The sequence below is a fragment of the Bacteroides sp. 41_26 genome, assembly GCF_949740115.1.
Classification (GTDB): Bacteria; Bacteroidota; Bacteroidia; order Bacteroidales; family Bacteroidaceae; genus Bacteroides; species Bacteroides nordii.
The window spans coordinates 1-13,279 of the sequence record NZ_CATJGZ010000105.1; the positions used below are offsets into that span (position 1 = coordinate 1).

Below are 13,279 nucleotides of genomic sequence, written 5' to 3' on the forward strand. Positions count from 1 at the left end.
GGAGGCTTTCTTGTTTACGAGACAATATTAAGAAATTTATTCTTATTAACGTTCATAAAGAACTATGTTTTCCATGGCAAAGATAATGGTAGAGGAACGGCTCGATTCTCTACGAAGATCGATCCGATTCTCTACGAGCAACAAGATGAAAAGTTATAAGATTTGACAAAAAACATTGGTAGAGTATAGATATTCTCTTTTGAATTGTAAGAAAAAAAGCTGATAAAATTCTATGCCAATCTTATTTTTAAGTTTTGTAATATATCATATTTCGTTATCAGATATATTTTAAATTTATTCGTCATAGATGAATCAGATCTGCGTATTGTTCTCTATATGAGCTTGTAAATAGGATAATACATCAAATGGAACAATTAATCCGACTATTAGAACTTCTTTGAGTATGGAGTTGAGCCTAACTTTGTAGGCAATTTTAATTTATCTAAAACAACAGAAATGGAACAAGAAATTAAACCGGCATCAGGCCGTCTCGGCGTGTTGGTGGTAGGTGTTGGTGGCGCAGTTGCTACCACTATGATTACAGGAACACTGGCTTCTCGCAAGGGATTGGCAAAACCAATAGGTTCTATCGCAGAAATGGCAACAATGCGTATGGAAAACAACGAGGAAAAACTTATTAAAGACATAGTGCCTTTAGCAAATTTGAACGACATTGTATTTGGTGGCTGGGATATTTTCCCCGACAATGCTTATGAAGCTGCTATGTATGCTGAGGTTTTGAAAGAAAAGGACTTGAATGGAGTGAAAGATGAATTGGAGACTATCAAGCCAATGCCTGCTGCTTTTGATCATAATTGGGCAAAACGTTTGAACGGTACTCATGTTAAACAAGCTGCTACCCGTTGGGAAATGGTAGAACAGTTGCGTAAGGATATCCGTGACTTCAAAGCTGCTAACAATTGCGAACGTATTGCTGTGTTGTGGGCTGCAAGTACAGAGATTTATATTCCTCTGTCAGACGAGCACATGTCACTTGCCGCTTTGGAAAAAGCAATGAAAGAAAACAACACAAACGTTATTTCTCCAAGTATGTGTTACGCTTATGCTGCTATTGCAGAAGGTGCTCCGTTCATCATGGGTGCTCCTAACTTATGCGTAGATACTCCTGCTATGTGGGAATTTTCTAAAAAGATGAATGTGCCTATCGCCGGTAAGGATTTCAAGAGTGGACAGACTTTGATGAAAACTGTTTTGGCTCCGATGTTCAAAACCCGTATGTTGGGTGTAAGCGGATGGTTCTCTACTAACATTCTGGGTAACCGTGATGGAGAAGTGCTCGATGATCCCGATAACTTTAAAACAAAAGAAGTAAGTAAGCTGTCTGTAATCGACAATATCTTCGAACCGGAAAAATATCCTGACCTGTACGGTGATGTATATCATAAAGTACGTATTAATTACTACCCACCCCGTAAAGACAATAAGGAAGCATGGGATAACATCGATATCTTCGGATGGATGGGTTACCCGATGGAAATTAAAGTAAACTTCCTGTGTCGCGACTCTATTCTTGCTGCTCCTATTGCACTTGACCTTGTATTGTTCAGTGACTTGGCTATGCGTGCCGGAATGTCTGGCATTCAGACCTGGTTGTCATTCTTCTGCAAGAGCCCGATGCATGATCTGGAAAGCCAGCCTGTACACGATCTGTTTACTCAATGGAGAATGGTTAAGCAGACATTGCGTGATATGGTTGGTCAGAAATCACCAAGTTATCTGGATTGATAAAAACATATTAGTTACTAAAGAGAAAGAGATGATCTGACTCTGTGGGTACATCCATAAAACTTTCCTCTTATAAAAAAGGGGAAAGTTTTATTATTTTTATAACTTTGCATATATTTTATCTGAGTGATGAAAAAAGTTTCCCTTTTTCATATAATGATTGCTACTGGTTTTGGAGCAGGATTTTCTCCTTTTGCTCCAGGTACGGCAGGAGCTTTACTGGCTACTGTGATGTGGTGTATTCTACTGTATTTCTTTCCATTCAATTTTGTGTGGCTATTGACTGTTGCACTGATTATCCTTTTTACTATCGGTGGTATCTGGTCGTCTAATAAACTGGAACCATTCTGGGGTGAAGATCCTTCGCGGGTGGTTGTGGATGAAATGGTAGGCGTATGGATTGCACTGCTGGCAGCACCCGAAGGTAATTTCTGGTATCCGGTAGCGGCTTTTGCATTGTTTCGCCTTTTTGATATTTTCAAGCCATTGGGCATTCGTAAGATGGAGAGTCTGAAAGGAGGAGTAGGAGTCATGATGGATGATATCCTGGCAGGTATTTATAGTTTTATTCTGTTAGCAGGTATCAGATGGCTGATTGGATGAAACAACTGATAACAGCATTCTCGGAGAAAGGGGGGATTTTCATGTTTCTGAGAGCCCAGCTTTCGGCACAATTGGCCACGGTTACGGATTTTGTGATAACGATTGCGTTGGCACAATTTTTCGGAATGTATTATGTATATGCCACTTGCATTGGTTCGGTTTGCGGAGGTATGTTCAATTGCTTCGTTAACTACGAATGGACTTTCAAGTGTCACGAATGCAAGAAATCACATGTGATTATAAAGTATACATTGGTGTGGGCAGGTAGTGTTTTTTTGAATACATACGGGACGTATTATCTTACGGAATGGATAGCAGGGATTTCATGGGTCAGAGATACATTAAGTCTTTACTCTAAAGACCTTTTTATTGTTCCGAAAATAGTGGTTTCCATATTAGTTGCACTGTTTTGGAATTACTACCTGCAACGTGTGTTTGTATATCGGAATGTGAATATAAAGAATTTTTTTAAGAGAGAAAACAAACTATAAAAAAATAACAAAAGAATAGAAATGAATTACAGAGACTGGTTACAACAGGTAATTTATAAAATAATCAATCCCGTTGTCAGAGGGATGATTAAAATAGGTATCACGCCCAACTTTATTACTACTACCGGGCTGGTTTTGAATATTGTAGCAGCAGGCGTATTGATTTATGGCGGTATCAACGGAGAGCGGGGAGACCTTTCTTATGTAGGCTGGGGAGGCGGTATTATATTGTTTGCCGGGCTATTCGACATGATGGATGGGCGTGTGGCCCGCTTGGGAAATATGAGTTCCACTTTCGGTGCACTCTATGACTCGGTACTCGACCGTTACAGTGAATTGATCACTCTGTTTGGTATCTTTTATTATCTGATACTCAAAGGGTATATGTGGGGATCGATTATTGCTTTCATTGCTTTGATTGGCTCATTGATGGTGAGTTATGTGCGTGCCCGTGCCGAAGGACTGGGGATTGATTGTAAGGTTGGCCTTATGCAGCGTCCGGAACGTGTCGTGCTGATTAGTCTGGGAGCTATTTTCTGTGGCGTTTTCGATGATGTCACTTCATTTGATCCGATTCTGATATTAATGATTCCCGTAGCATTGGTAGCTGTGTTTGCCAATATTACGGCATTTGCCCGTTTGAACCATTGCCGTAAGGTGATGAAAGATATGTAAACTCTGATTATGAGATATACTTTTAAGATGCCTTCGCGGAAAGAAACGCTGACCGTTGTAGGTATAACCATTCTTTTTTTATTACTTACGGCTGTATGCCTCGGACTGCGTCCGGAGCATTTGCTGATGGCGTTTATCTTTCTGGCTCTGTTCTTTGCCGGTATACCCACCCGCAAGTTGGCAGTAGCCCTGTTACCTTTCTTCATTTTTGGTATTTCGTATGATTGGATGCGTGTATTTCCCAATTACGAAGTAAATCCTATTGATGTGGCAGGAATCTATAATCTGGAGAAATCCTGGTTTGGTATCAATGATAATGGGAATCTTCTCATTCCCTGCGAATACTTCACATTGCACAACTGGAAATTTGCAGATTTCATGGCAGGTATCTTTTACCTGTGCTGGGTGCCTGTACCTATTGCATTTGGCATTTATCTCTATCTGAAAAAGGAGAGAAGCCTGTATCTGCGTTTCGCTATGGTGTTTTTATTTGTCAATCTGATAGGCTTTGCCGGTTATTATATTCATCCGGCTGCTCCACCCTGGTATGCTATTAACTATGGGATGGAAGCGATTCTGAATACTCCGGGCAATGTGGCGGGGCTGGGTCGTTTTGATGAACTGACCGGCTTGTCTGTTTTCCAGTCTATCTACGGGCGCAATGCCAATGTATTTGCTGCCGTACCTTCTTTGCATGCTGCTTATATGGTGATTCCGCTCTATTATGCTATCGTGCGGAAATCCAGTAAAATGCTGATTGCTCTTTTTGCCATTATTCTGGTAGGTATCTGGTGTACGGCTGTCTATTCGTCGCATCATTATATTATTGATGTATTACTGGGAATCTTTTGTGCTTTGCTTGGTATCCTGGTTTTTGAAAAAGGACTCATGAAGACAAGAGGGTTCAAACGCTTCTTTGAACGATATTATAACTATATCAAATAAAAAAGATGTAATCTGTAGTGGATAAGTTACCGGCACATAGTCACTGAAACTCAAATGAAAAATAAATATCGTAATATATTTCTTGGTTTCGGCATTATCGCTGTTGTTATTATGCTTTTCACTTTTGATATGTCTTATGAAGAACTGTGGAGCAGCTTAAAACGTGCCGGTTATTATCTGCCGCTCGTTTTGCTGCTCTGGTTGTTTATATACCTTATCAATACCCTGTCATGGTATATCATCATACGTAGTGGTGGTGAGGGGGGAGGGCTTACTTTCACCCGTTTGTATAAGTTTACGGTTTCCGGTTTTGCTCTTAATTATGTTACTCCTGTGGGATTGATGGGTGGTGAGCCTTATCGTATTATGGAACTGACTCCTTATATTGGTGTAGAGCGTGCTACCTCTTCCGTGATTCTGTATGTAATGATGCATATCTTTTCTCATTTCTGCTTCTGGCTCAGTGCTGCCCTTATTTATGCTTTATTTTATCCGGTGGGTTGGGGAATGGGAATTGTGCTTACTCTGATCACCTTATTTTGTGTGTTGCTTGTTTCTCTTTTTGTGAAGGGGTACCGGCACGGGATGGCAGTGGCATGTGTTCGTTTCGGTAGTCATATCCCTTTTTTGAAAGATAAAGCCATTCGCTTTGCCGAAGCACATCAGGATAAGTTGGAAAATATTGATGGCCAGATAGCTCTGTTACATCAACAACGGAAAAGCACTTTTTATAGTGCATTATTTTTGGAATATACAGCCCGTATCGTTGGTTGTCTTGAAGTATGGCTTATTTTGAATGTACTCACCACAAATGTTAGTTTTATGAGCTGTATTCTTATTATGGCTTTCTCTTCTTTACTTGCTAATTTACTGTTTTTCCTGCCTATGCAGCTTGGAGGGCGTGAAGGAGGGTTTGCACTGGCGGTTGGCGGACTTTCTCTTTCGGGAGGATATGGCGTTTATACCGCTTTGATAACCCGAGTACGGGAACTTGTGTGGATTGTAATCGGCCTTGTGCTGATGAAAATAGGAAATTCTAAAAAATAAAATACAATGAATAATTTCATCTTTTACAGTCCTACCGAATTTGTATTCGGCAGAGACACAGAGGCACAAACCGGTGCTTTAGCGAAAAAGCAGGGTGCTAAGAAAGTAATGATTGTTTATGGTGGTGGCTCAGTGATACGTAGTGGATTGTTATCGTGCGTAGAGTCTTCACTTAAAGAGGTTGGGATTGAATATTGTATGCTGGGTGGTGTACAACCTAATCCTGTCGACATCAAAGTATACGAAGGCATTGAGCTTTGCCGGAGCGAGAGGGCAGACTTGTTACTCGCAGTAGGTGGTGGTTCGGTGATAGACACTGCCAAAGCCATCGCAGCAGGTGTGCCTTATAAAGGTGATTTTTGGGATTTCTATATTGGTAAAGCTAAGGTGACAGAGGCGTTGAGAGTGGCGGTTGTTCTAACCATCTCTGCTGCGGGAAGTGAAGGCTCCGGCAATACGGTAATTACAAAAACAGATGGTTTGCAGAAACTCAGTCTCCGCGTACCGGAATTATTACGCCCTGTTTTTGCTGTGATGAATCCTGAACTTACTTATACACTTCCTCCTTTCCAGACAGCTTGTGGTATTGCTGATATGATGGCCCATATTATGGAGCGCTATTTCACCAATACAAAAGAGGTGGAAATTGGTGATCGTCTTTGTGAGGGGACGCTTCTTACCATTATAAAAGAAGCAGCTATCGTTATGAAAGAACCGGAGAATTACGGTGCCCGTGCCAATCTGATGTGGTGTGGGAATATAGCACACAATGGCACGTGTGGGGTAGGTTGTGAAGAAGACTGGGCATCTCATTTTCTTGAACATGAAATCAGTGCCATTTATAATGTGACGCATGGTGCGGGACTTTCTGTCGTTTTTCCTGCCTGGATGACCTGGATGACTGAACATAATGTAGATAAGATAGCACAGTATGCCGTTCGTGTATGGAATGTTTCCGAAACGGATGATAAGAAAGCGGTTGCTTTAGAAGGTATTGTCCGGTTGAAATCTTTTTTCAAATCCATTGGATTGCCTGTTACTTTTAGTGAGTTGGGTATTGAGAATCCCGATATCGACCGTTTGGCAGATAGTCTGCATCGGAACAAAGGAGAACTGGTAGGCAATTATGTGAAGCTGACGAAAGAAGATAGTAAAGAGATTTACCGGTTGGCTTTGTAAATAAAATGCCAATATACTTAGTATCCCGTTACATATATTCTAACCCATCATCAGATATATTGTAACGGGATACTGAGTATATAGTAATAAGAGAGCTATCGTTATTAAAAAACGATTTTTTAACAATAGAAAGTCTCAGTTTTAAAAGTACGTACTTTATAACTATAAAAGTACGTACTTAACATGCTGTTAATTAGTATTTTAATAGATGCTTAAATACGTACTTTTATAATCCTTGTTACGTAAGAGTGGGAGGAGTTACGAAAGATACATGATATAAATATACCGGACTTATGAATGTTGAAGAGTTTAGAGAATATTGCCTTTCATTGAAAGGCGTTTATGAAAAAATGCCGTTTCCCAATGTAGCAGATAAATATAGCCGGGATGTTCTTTACTTTTATGTGGGAGATAAATGGTTTTGTTTTGTAAATATCGAGGTATTCGATTTTTGTTGTATCAAGTGTGATCCCAATGAATCGGTAGAATTGCAAGCCCAATATTCCGGGATAACTCCCGGTTGGCATATGAATAAGAAATATTGGATTAGTGTTTATTTCAATCAGGATGTACCGGATAATAAAATAAAAGAACTCGTAAAACGGTCATATGATATTGTATTTCTTTCTCTCTCTAAAAAAGAGAAAGAAAGGTTGTAGAAGGTGTTCGTTTTACATATAAAATGCCAATATATGTACAGCCCCGTTACATCTCTTCTAATCGGATATATTGTAACGGAGCTGTAAGTGATGAAATTTTTATTCTCGCCAGTGTTCCGGTTTGAATAATGCATCTGCACATTTAATTCTGCCTTTTACCAACTCTTCATCTGTCAGTGCTTGCATCATCCAATATTCGGCATATTCTGCGGGTGTCGGGTTCGGGTATGGTGTGGTATAACCCATACCTTGGGCGTTTTGTATGAAACCATGTCGGGGATAATATTCCTTGTGTCCCAATACAAAGACAAGTTTGGTACCTTTTTCTTTCAGCATTTGTATCCCTTTGCGGATTAGTAACCCTCCAATTCCCTGTTTCTGAAAATCGGGTATTACAGCCAGTGGAGCAAGGATATGGATGAGTGGCTGAATTGTCGCTCCCTCAATCTCTGCCTTTGTAAACAGTATATGTCCGACTGGTTTTCCATTATATCGGGCAAGTAATGACAAACGGGGCTCTGCACTTGGATCTTTTAATGCATTATATCCTTTAAGTAATCGTGTTGTCCTGTCTTGCGCAGGTATTCAACACGAAAACTACTATTGGATGGGCAGTCGGTTGGTTTTCATATCCTGCCGAATTTATTTAAGCTTGTCGTACTGTTCGTCGGTCACAGGTTCGAGCCATTCATTGGATGTATTCTCGCCGGGAACTTCGAATGCCAGATGGGCGAACCAACTGTCAGCAGCTGCTCCGTGCCAGTGTTTCACACCCGCAGGTATATGAATGACCGTTCCGGGAAGAATCTCTACTGCCGGCTTACCCTCTTCTTGATACCAACCACGACCGGCTACGCCGATAAGCATCTGACCACCGCCTTTTGATGCCTTGTGAATATGCCAGTTGTTGCGGCAACGTGGTTCGAACGTGACGTTGGAGATGTTTACCTGTTCTTGTGAAATCGGTGCGAGGTAGCTGTTACCGATGAAATACTGTGCGTATGCTGTGTTCGGTTCGCCGATAGGAAAAATCATTTCGTGCTGGAATGCCGCTTTCGCATCGTTGCCCGTCGTATCTTCGGCCCACACCTCTTTTGCTAATCGGAAAGCAGCCCATGCTTTGGGCCATCCCGCATAAAAGCCTATGTGCGTGATAATTTCAGCAATCTCCGTTCGGGTGATACCGTTGTTTTTCGCCGACTGGAGATGGAATGTCAATGAACTGTCTGTGATGCCTTGACTGATGAGTGATGTAATTGTTACTAAACTGCGGTCACGCAGGCCGAGTTTGTCGGTGCGGCTCCATACCTCGCCGAAGAGGACATCATCGTTGAGTTCCGCGAATTTTGGGGCAAACTCTCCTAATTGGTTGCGCCCTGCTGTCTGTACTATCTTTTCTTGTGCCATAACAGTAAGTGTTAAAATGTTGAATACTGAAAATAAAAGGAGTTTATTCATAATCGTTTCATTTATTGGATGAAATTAGATGGATTGAGCGGCATCTGGTCGGAGAGAGGAAGGTACGTTCCTGCGGGCAATAGGGAACGAAGCCGATACCCAACTTCTCGAGCATATTAAAAAATGTCTGCGATCCATAGTGAATTTAATTTAGAATCCTATTTGTTTCTGCTGCTCGGCATTATAGCGGTCGCCTACTACAGGAATGGCGGCAACGGCATCTTCCAGTTCTTTCCACTCTTCTGTTGGAATATTGAAGTCGAGCGTGTGTAGGTTTTCTTCCAGATGTGCGAGCTTCGTTGTTCCCGGAATAGGCACAATCCAGGGGGCTTTCTGCAACAGCCATCCGAGGGCTACCTGTGAGGAAGTCATACCGCGTGTACGTCCAAACTGCTGCAGTACATTCACGATACGCATATTGGCACGCATGGCTTCCGGTTGAAAGCGGGGCAAGGTCTGGCGGTTGTCATTGTTTGGGTCGAACACTGTGTATTCGTTAATGCAACCTCCCAAAAAGCCACGGTTCAACGGACTGTAAGGTACGAAACCGATACCCAGTTCACGGCATACGTTCAACACACCGTTTTCCTCAACGAGACGGTGCATTAGGTGGTATTCGCTTTGGATGGCGGTAAGCGGCTGGATGGAGTGTGCCTTGCGGATGGTTTCCGTACTTACTTCGCATAGACCCCACCGCTGAACTTTTCCTTCTTTTATCAGATCAGAAATCGTTCCTGCAACATCTTCAATAGGTACGTTTCTGTCAAAACGATGTTGGTAGAAAAGCGGAATGGAATCGATGCGCAGGCGGCGTAATGATTCCTCGCAGTAGCGGCGGATTGTCTCCGGACGACTATCCTGACGGCCCGTACCTTTCCCTTCGATTACTTCGTGTCCGAATTTGGTCGTTACACTGATCCGGTCCTTGAATCCTGAGAGTGCTTCACCCGCCAATACTTCGTTAGTCAGTGGACCATAGATGATGGCCGTATCGAAGAGAGTGACTCCACGATCCACAGCTTCATGCAAGAGCCGGATACATTCTTTGCGGTCGGGATGCTGACTGCGGTTGTAGGTCATACCCATCACCCCGAATCCGAGAGTAGATACTTCCATGGCAGTATGACCGCTACCGAGCGTGCGATGCTGCATCTTTTGGGGGATTGTGGGAGATGTGTTCCCTCCGTTAAGGGTAACATTGGCCGCTTTTACCTTATTGATTGTAGGTTGTATCGTTAATGTTGCACCTATGGCAGCCGCCGTTTTCAGAAAACCACGGCGGCTGATCCCTTCTTGTTTATTCTTGTTTTTCATTGTGATTCTTGTTTTATAAGTTTAATGTATTGAAAAAGCGCCGTCCACCAACAAGGCATGACCATCCACGAAACTAGCCTGCGGGCTGCATAGCCACAATACGGCATTGGCGATTTCTTCGGGCTTGCCAAGACGACCGGCCGGAATATCGCGTATCAGTTCTTCTTCCAGGTCCGGATTACGGCGCATGAGTTCTTCAGCCATTGGAGTACGGATAGCTCCCGGACAAATGGCATTGATGCGGATACCTTTGGCTGCATAGTCTATGGCAGCGGTACGGGTCAGTCCGATAACGGCATGCTTACAAGCGATATAGGCAGCCTGTCCCGGAAATCCCGTTACACCGCCCTGTGATGAGGTATTGACAATGGCTCCGCCGTCTTGTTTCAGCATTTGGATAATCTCGTAGCGCATGCAGTTCCACACGCCTTTTAGATCAACGGCTACCGTACGGTCGAATTCTTCGTCGGTAATTTCGGCCATCGGTCGTTGTGGAGTCTGAATACCGGCATTGTTCAGCGCAGCATCCAAACGGCCATAAGTTGTAACAATCCAATCGATCATCTCTTTCACTGCCTGCGTGTCCGATACGTCGCAACCGTAGGCGATTACCTTGTGTCCTTCATTTATAAGTTTCCGGGCTTGCTCTTCCGGTTTGTTGATATCGACCATAATCGTCATTGCACCTGTTTTTGCAAATGCTTCGGAGCAGGCTAAACCGATACCTGCCGCAGAACCGGTAATCATTACCACTTTTTCTTTCATTGTTTCCATGATGCTCTGTTTTAATATTCTGATGCAAAGGTAAACGAAGAGCCTCGCAGTGACTTTGCTGCGAGGCTCAATTTACTTTGTTATGAAGTTCATTTCATAATTTGTTCCGGCTATATCCGATTTAAATCGCGCTGGGGGCATAACCGTATGTTTCTTTATAGACTTTAGAGAAATGCGAAAGATTCTTGAAACCGACATCGAAACAGGCTTCCGTAACTTTTTTCTTGCCGGATTTTATCAAATCGTGCGCTGCTTCCAAACGTCGCCTGATGATCCATTTCTGCGGAGTAAGTTCGCTTATTTTAGCGAAATCGCGTTTGAAAGTTGCCAGGCTACGTCCCGTGTAACCGGCGATCTTCTCCATCGAAAGGTCGTACATATAGTTTTCGTTCAGGTAATCGAGAATGTCTATTTTCCACGGATCGACGAAGTCGAACAAAGAGGCATAGAGATTTTTGTCTGTATTGAGCAAAACATAAGTTCCTTCGATCATTTTCAGTTTCAATACATCATCGGATGGTTTTACTCCCGAATCGAAATATGGGATGACCGACTCGAACAAGCTACGGATGTCTGGCCGATTATTCGGCAACACGCGCAGGCTCACTTTCTCGCGTTTCGATTCCACCGGAATATCATTTTTGTCGAGCGTCTGATAAAATTCCCTCAAAAAAGGTCTCGTGAATTTCAATACGATAGAACGATAAGGATTGTCCTTATTGGCATGTTTTTGTAACCACATCCAGTTATCCCGTCTCATAAAGGCACACTCGCCCGGATGCAGAACTGTTCTTTGTCCGCGTTCTTCAATTTCCAGTTCACCGGAACACAGGTAAATGAGCGTGTGTTCCCGGTTTTCGTGGGCACATCCCCGGTCATCGGTGAAATAACTCGCTATAAGTACATTCGAGCAATCGAATACATTCAGTCGTTCCATATTAATCCTTTTATTTTTTGCAAAAATAGGGATTTATATTCTCTTATATTTTGTTGTAAAGCTCATTTTTTTGATGATTTTGTATATTGTGGCAATAGGATGATGTTTTCATCATTTTTCTTTGCTGATTCCAATGGGGGATAGCTATATCCAGACAGAGTGGATGCCGTACTTTGGGGAGATTGTGCATGCGGGTGGGGTAAATCCTGATATAGACAATTGGGGTATTCTATTATGGGTACAAATAACGCGGATAAAATCAGATTTAGTTCATCCGGTAAATACATAGTTGTCAAAAAAGTAATTATAAGAATCCCTTAAAAGGAAATATAAGTTTAGAATGTGAATGTTTATACTTATGTAATCAGCTGATTTATAGTGAATATAAGAATTATTGTTGGCGATACTAATCAATATCAGATTTCGAAATATAAAAAGATATATTGATTATAGTGAACGTATAAAGTTTTTATTGATTTTTTATATCCTCTCGTGAAGTAGCTTGTCTATTTGTTTTTTATTCAAAAGAAAAGGCGACTCGTTTTCCGGGTCGCCTTTATCTTTTACTTAATCTCGATTTCTTCTTTCATGTCAATCTCTTCTCCATGGGAATCGTAGAATACGTATTCCAGGAAAGCGAGTTTTTGACTCGGAATAATCTTAATACCAAATCCATACTTCATCTGCCATTTGCGTTTCAGAGAAACGAGTCCCTGATTGATGTATGCAGCGATATACGGATGGATGTGTAACGAGAATTTCTTTATCTTCAGTTTATTGACCAGATAATCAATTTTACTCTCCAGAGTGTCCGTGAATAGGATGGACGACTTGATAGTTCCTTTGCCAAAACAGGTAGGACAGGTTTCCATCGTGTTTACGTCCATAGCAGGACGTACACGTTGCCGGGTAATCTGCATCAGACCGAATTTGCTGAGCGGCAGAATATTGTGGCGTGCCCTGTCTTTTTGCATATTGGCACACATGCGTTCGTAAAGCTTTTGACGGTTTTCGGCTTCATTCATATCAATGAAGTCTACAACAATGATACCACCCATATCTCTTAGTCTCAATTGGCGTGCCAGCTCATCGGCGGCCCCCAGATTTACTTCGAGTGCGTTACCTTCCTGCCCGTTGGCATTCTTGGTGCGGTTACCGCTGTTCACGTCTACTACGTGAAGCGCCTCAGTGTGCTCAATAATCAGATAGGCACCACTCTTGTAAGAGATTGTTTTACCAAACGATGATTTAATCTGCTTGGTGATACCGAAATTGTCGTAAATGGGAAGTTGACCTTTGTACAGTTTCACGATATTGGCCCGGTCGGGCGCAATCAGTGATACATAGTCTTTAATTTCATTGTACACAGCCTCATCGTTGACGTGAATATTCTCAAAAGAAGGGTTGAAGAGGTCGCGCAACAAACCTACGGCGCGGCTGGTTTCTTCATA

At 42.3% G+C, this 13,279-nt stretch carries 14 protein-coding genes; 8 read left to right on the plus strand and 6 right to left on the minus strand.

Going from position 1 to position 13,279, the window contains the following annotated elements; genetic code table 11:
* Positions 1-456 precede the first annotated feature (456 nt).
* The 8 genes from QX565_RS15765 to QX565_RS15800 all read left to right on the plus strand — a co-directional run bounded on the left by QX565_RS15765 (position 457) and on the right by QX565_RS15800 (position 7,345).
* On the plus strand, positions 457-1,746 hold the full coding sequence (locus tag QX565_RS15765; RefSeq protein ID WP_221649491.1) for an inositol-3-phosphate synthase: 1,290 nt from the start codon (positions 457-459) through the stop codon (positions 1,744-1,746).
* Between the two features lie 129 nt (positions 1,747-1,875).
* Positions 1,876-2,349, plus strand: coding sequence for a phosphatidylglycerophosphatase A family protein (locus QX565_RS15770; RefSeq protein WP_221649490.1), 474 nt, complete (start codon positions 1,876-1,878; stop codon positions 2,347-2,349).
* A complete protein-coding gene (locus QX565_RS15775) occupies positions 2,334-2,840 on the plus strand; it encodes a GtrA family protein (RefSeq protein ID WP_221649489.1) in 507 nt (168 codons plus the stop codon). Before QX565_RS15770 ends, QX565_RS15775 begins: the two co-directional genes overlap by 16 nt.
* A gap of 21 nt (positions 2,841-2,861) precedes the next feature.
* On the plus strand, positions 2,862-3,515 hold the full coding sequence (locus tag QX565_RS15780) for a CDP-alcohol phosphatidyltransferase family protein (protein WP_221649488.1): 654 nt from the start codon (positions 2,862-2,864) through the stop codon (positions 3,513-3,515).
* Positions 3,516-3,524: 9 nt separating this feature from the next.
* Positions 3,525-4,460, plus strand: a complete 936-nt coding sequence (locus tag QX565_RS15785; RefSeq protein WP_289293444.1) for a phosphoinositol dihydroceramide synthase — start codon at positions 3,525-3,527, stop codon at positions 4,458-4,460.
* 54 nt (positions 4,461-4,514) lie between these two features.
* The gene (locus QX565_RS15790; RefSeq protein WP_289293445.1) at positions 4,515-5,507 is read left to right on the plus strand and encodes a lysylphosphatidylglycerol synthase transmembrane domain-containing protein; all 993 of its coding nucleotides are present in this window, start codon (positions 4,515-4,517) and stop codon (positions 5,505-5,507) included.
* A gap of 6 nt (positions 5,508-5,513) precedes the next feature.
* Positions 5,514-6,686: an iron-containing alcohol dehydrogenase gene (locus tag QX565_RS15795; RefSeq protein WP_289293446.1), complete on the plus strand. Its 1,173-nt coding sequence runs from the start codon at positions 5,514-5,516 to the stop codon at positions 6,684-6,686.
* A gap of 293 nt (positions 6,687-6,979) precedes the next feature.
* The gene (locus tag QX565_RS15800) at positions 6,980-7,345 is read left to right on the plus strand and encodes an MmcQ/YjbR family DNA-binding protein (RefSeq protein WP_289293447.1); all 366 of its coding nucleotides are present in this window, start codon (positions 6,980-6,982) and stop codon (positions 7,343-7,345) included.
* Between the two features lie 99 nt (positions 7,346-7,444).
* On the opposite strand, the gene QX565_RS15805 is transcribed toward QX565_RS15800, so the two are convergent.
* From QX565_RS15805 to QX565_RS15830, 6 genes are all read right to left on the minus strand, one after another.
* Positions 7,445-7,855: a GNAT family N-acetyltransferase gene (locus tag QX565_RS15805; RefSeq protein WP_289293449.1), complete on the minus strand. Its 411-nt coding sequence runs from the start codon at positions 7,853-7,855 to the stop codon at positions 7,445-7,447.
* Between the two features lie 132 nt (positions 7,856-7,987).
* Positions 7,988-8,803 (minus strand): carboxymuconolactone decarboxylase family protein, encoded by an 816-nt coding sequence (locus QX565_RS15810; RefSeq protein ID WP_289293451.1) that lies wholly within the window; start codon positions 8,801-8,803, stop codon positions 7,988-7,990.
* A 150-nt stretch (positions 8,804-8,953) separates the two neighbouring features.
* A complete protein-coding gene (locus tag QX565_RS15815) occupies positions 8,954-10,117 on the minus strand; it encodes an aldo/keto reductase (RefSeq protein ID WP_289293453.1) in 1,164 nt (387 codons plus the stop codon).
* A gap of 21 nt (positions 10,118-10,138) precedes the next feature.
* Positions 10,139-10,891, minus strand: a complete 753-nt coding sequence (locus tag QX565_RS15820) for an SDR family NAD(P)-dependent oxidoreductase (protein ID WP_289293455.1) — start codon at positions 10,889-10,891, stop codon at positions 10,139-10,141.
* 121 nt (positions 10,892-11,012) lie between these two features.
* Positions 11,013-11,828, minus strand: a complete 816-nt coding sequence (locus QX565_RS15825; RefSeq protein ID WP_289293456.1) for an AraC family transcriptional regulator — start codon at positions 11,826-11,828, stop codon at positions 11,013-11,015.
* A 563-nt stretch (positions 11,829-12,391) separates the two neighbouring features.
* Positions 12,392-13,279 (minus strand): ribonuclease E/G (locus QX565_RS15830; RefSeq protein WP_289293457.1); only part of this gene is annotated, 888 nt, incomplete at its 5' end.

Coding starts and splice junctions, on each gene's coding strand:
- QX565_RS15780 (WP_221649488.1), top strand. CDS start 2,862: ATGAATTACAGAGACTGGTTACAACAGGTAATTTATAAAATAATCAAT.
- QX565_RS15790 (WP_289293445.1), top strand. CDS start 4,515: ATGAAAAATAAATATCGTAATATATTTCTTGGTTTCGGCATTATCGCT.
- QX565_RS15785 (WP_289293444.1), top strand. CDS start 3,525: ATGAGATATACTTTTAAGATGCCTTCGCGGAAAGAAACGCTGACCGTT.
- QX565_RS15825 (WP_289293456.1), bottom strand. CDS start 11,828: ATGGAACGACTGAATGTATTCGATTGCTCGAATGTACTTATAGCGAGT.
- QX565_RS15800 (WP_289293447.1), top strand. CDS start 6,980: ATGAATGTTGAAGAGTTTAGAGAATATTGCCTTTCATTGAAAGGCGTT.
- QX565_RS15815 (WP_289293453.1), bottom strand. CDS start 10,117: ATGAAAAACAAGAATAAACAAGAAGGGATCAGCCGCCGTGGTTTTCTG.
- QX565_RS15795 (WP_289293446.1), top strand. CDS start 5,514: ATGAATAATTTCATCTTTTACAGTCCTACCGAATTTGTATTCGGCAGA.
- QX565_RS15770 (WP_221649490.1), top strand. CDS start 1,876: ATGAAAAAAGTTTCCCTTTTTCATATAATGATTGCTACTGGTTTTGGA.
- QX565_RS15765 (WP_221649491.1), top strand. CDS start 457: ATGGAACAAGAAATTAAACCGGCATCAGGCCGTCTCGGCGTGTTGGTG.
- QX565_RS15820 (WP_289293455.1), bottom strand. CDS start 10,891: ATGGAAACAATGAAAGAAAAAGTGGTAATGATTACCGGTTCTGCGGCA.
- QX565_RS15810 (WP_289293451.1), bottom strand. CDS start 8,803: ATGAATAAACTCCTTTTATTTTCAGTATTCAACATTTTAACACTTACT.
- QX565_RS15775 (WP_221649489.1), top strand. CDS start 2,334: ATGGCTGATTGGATGAAACAACTGATAACAGCATTCTCGGAGAAAGGG.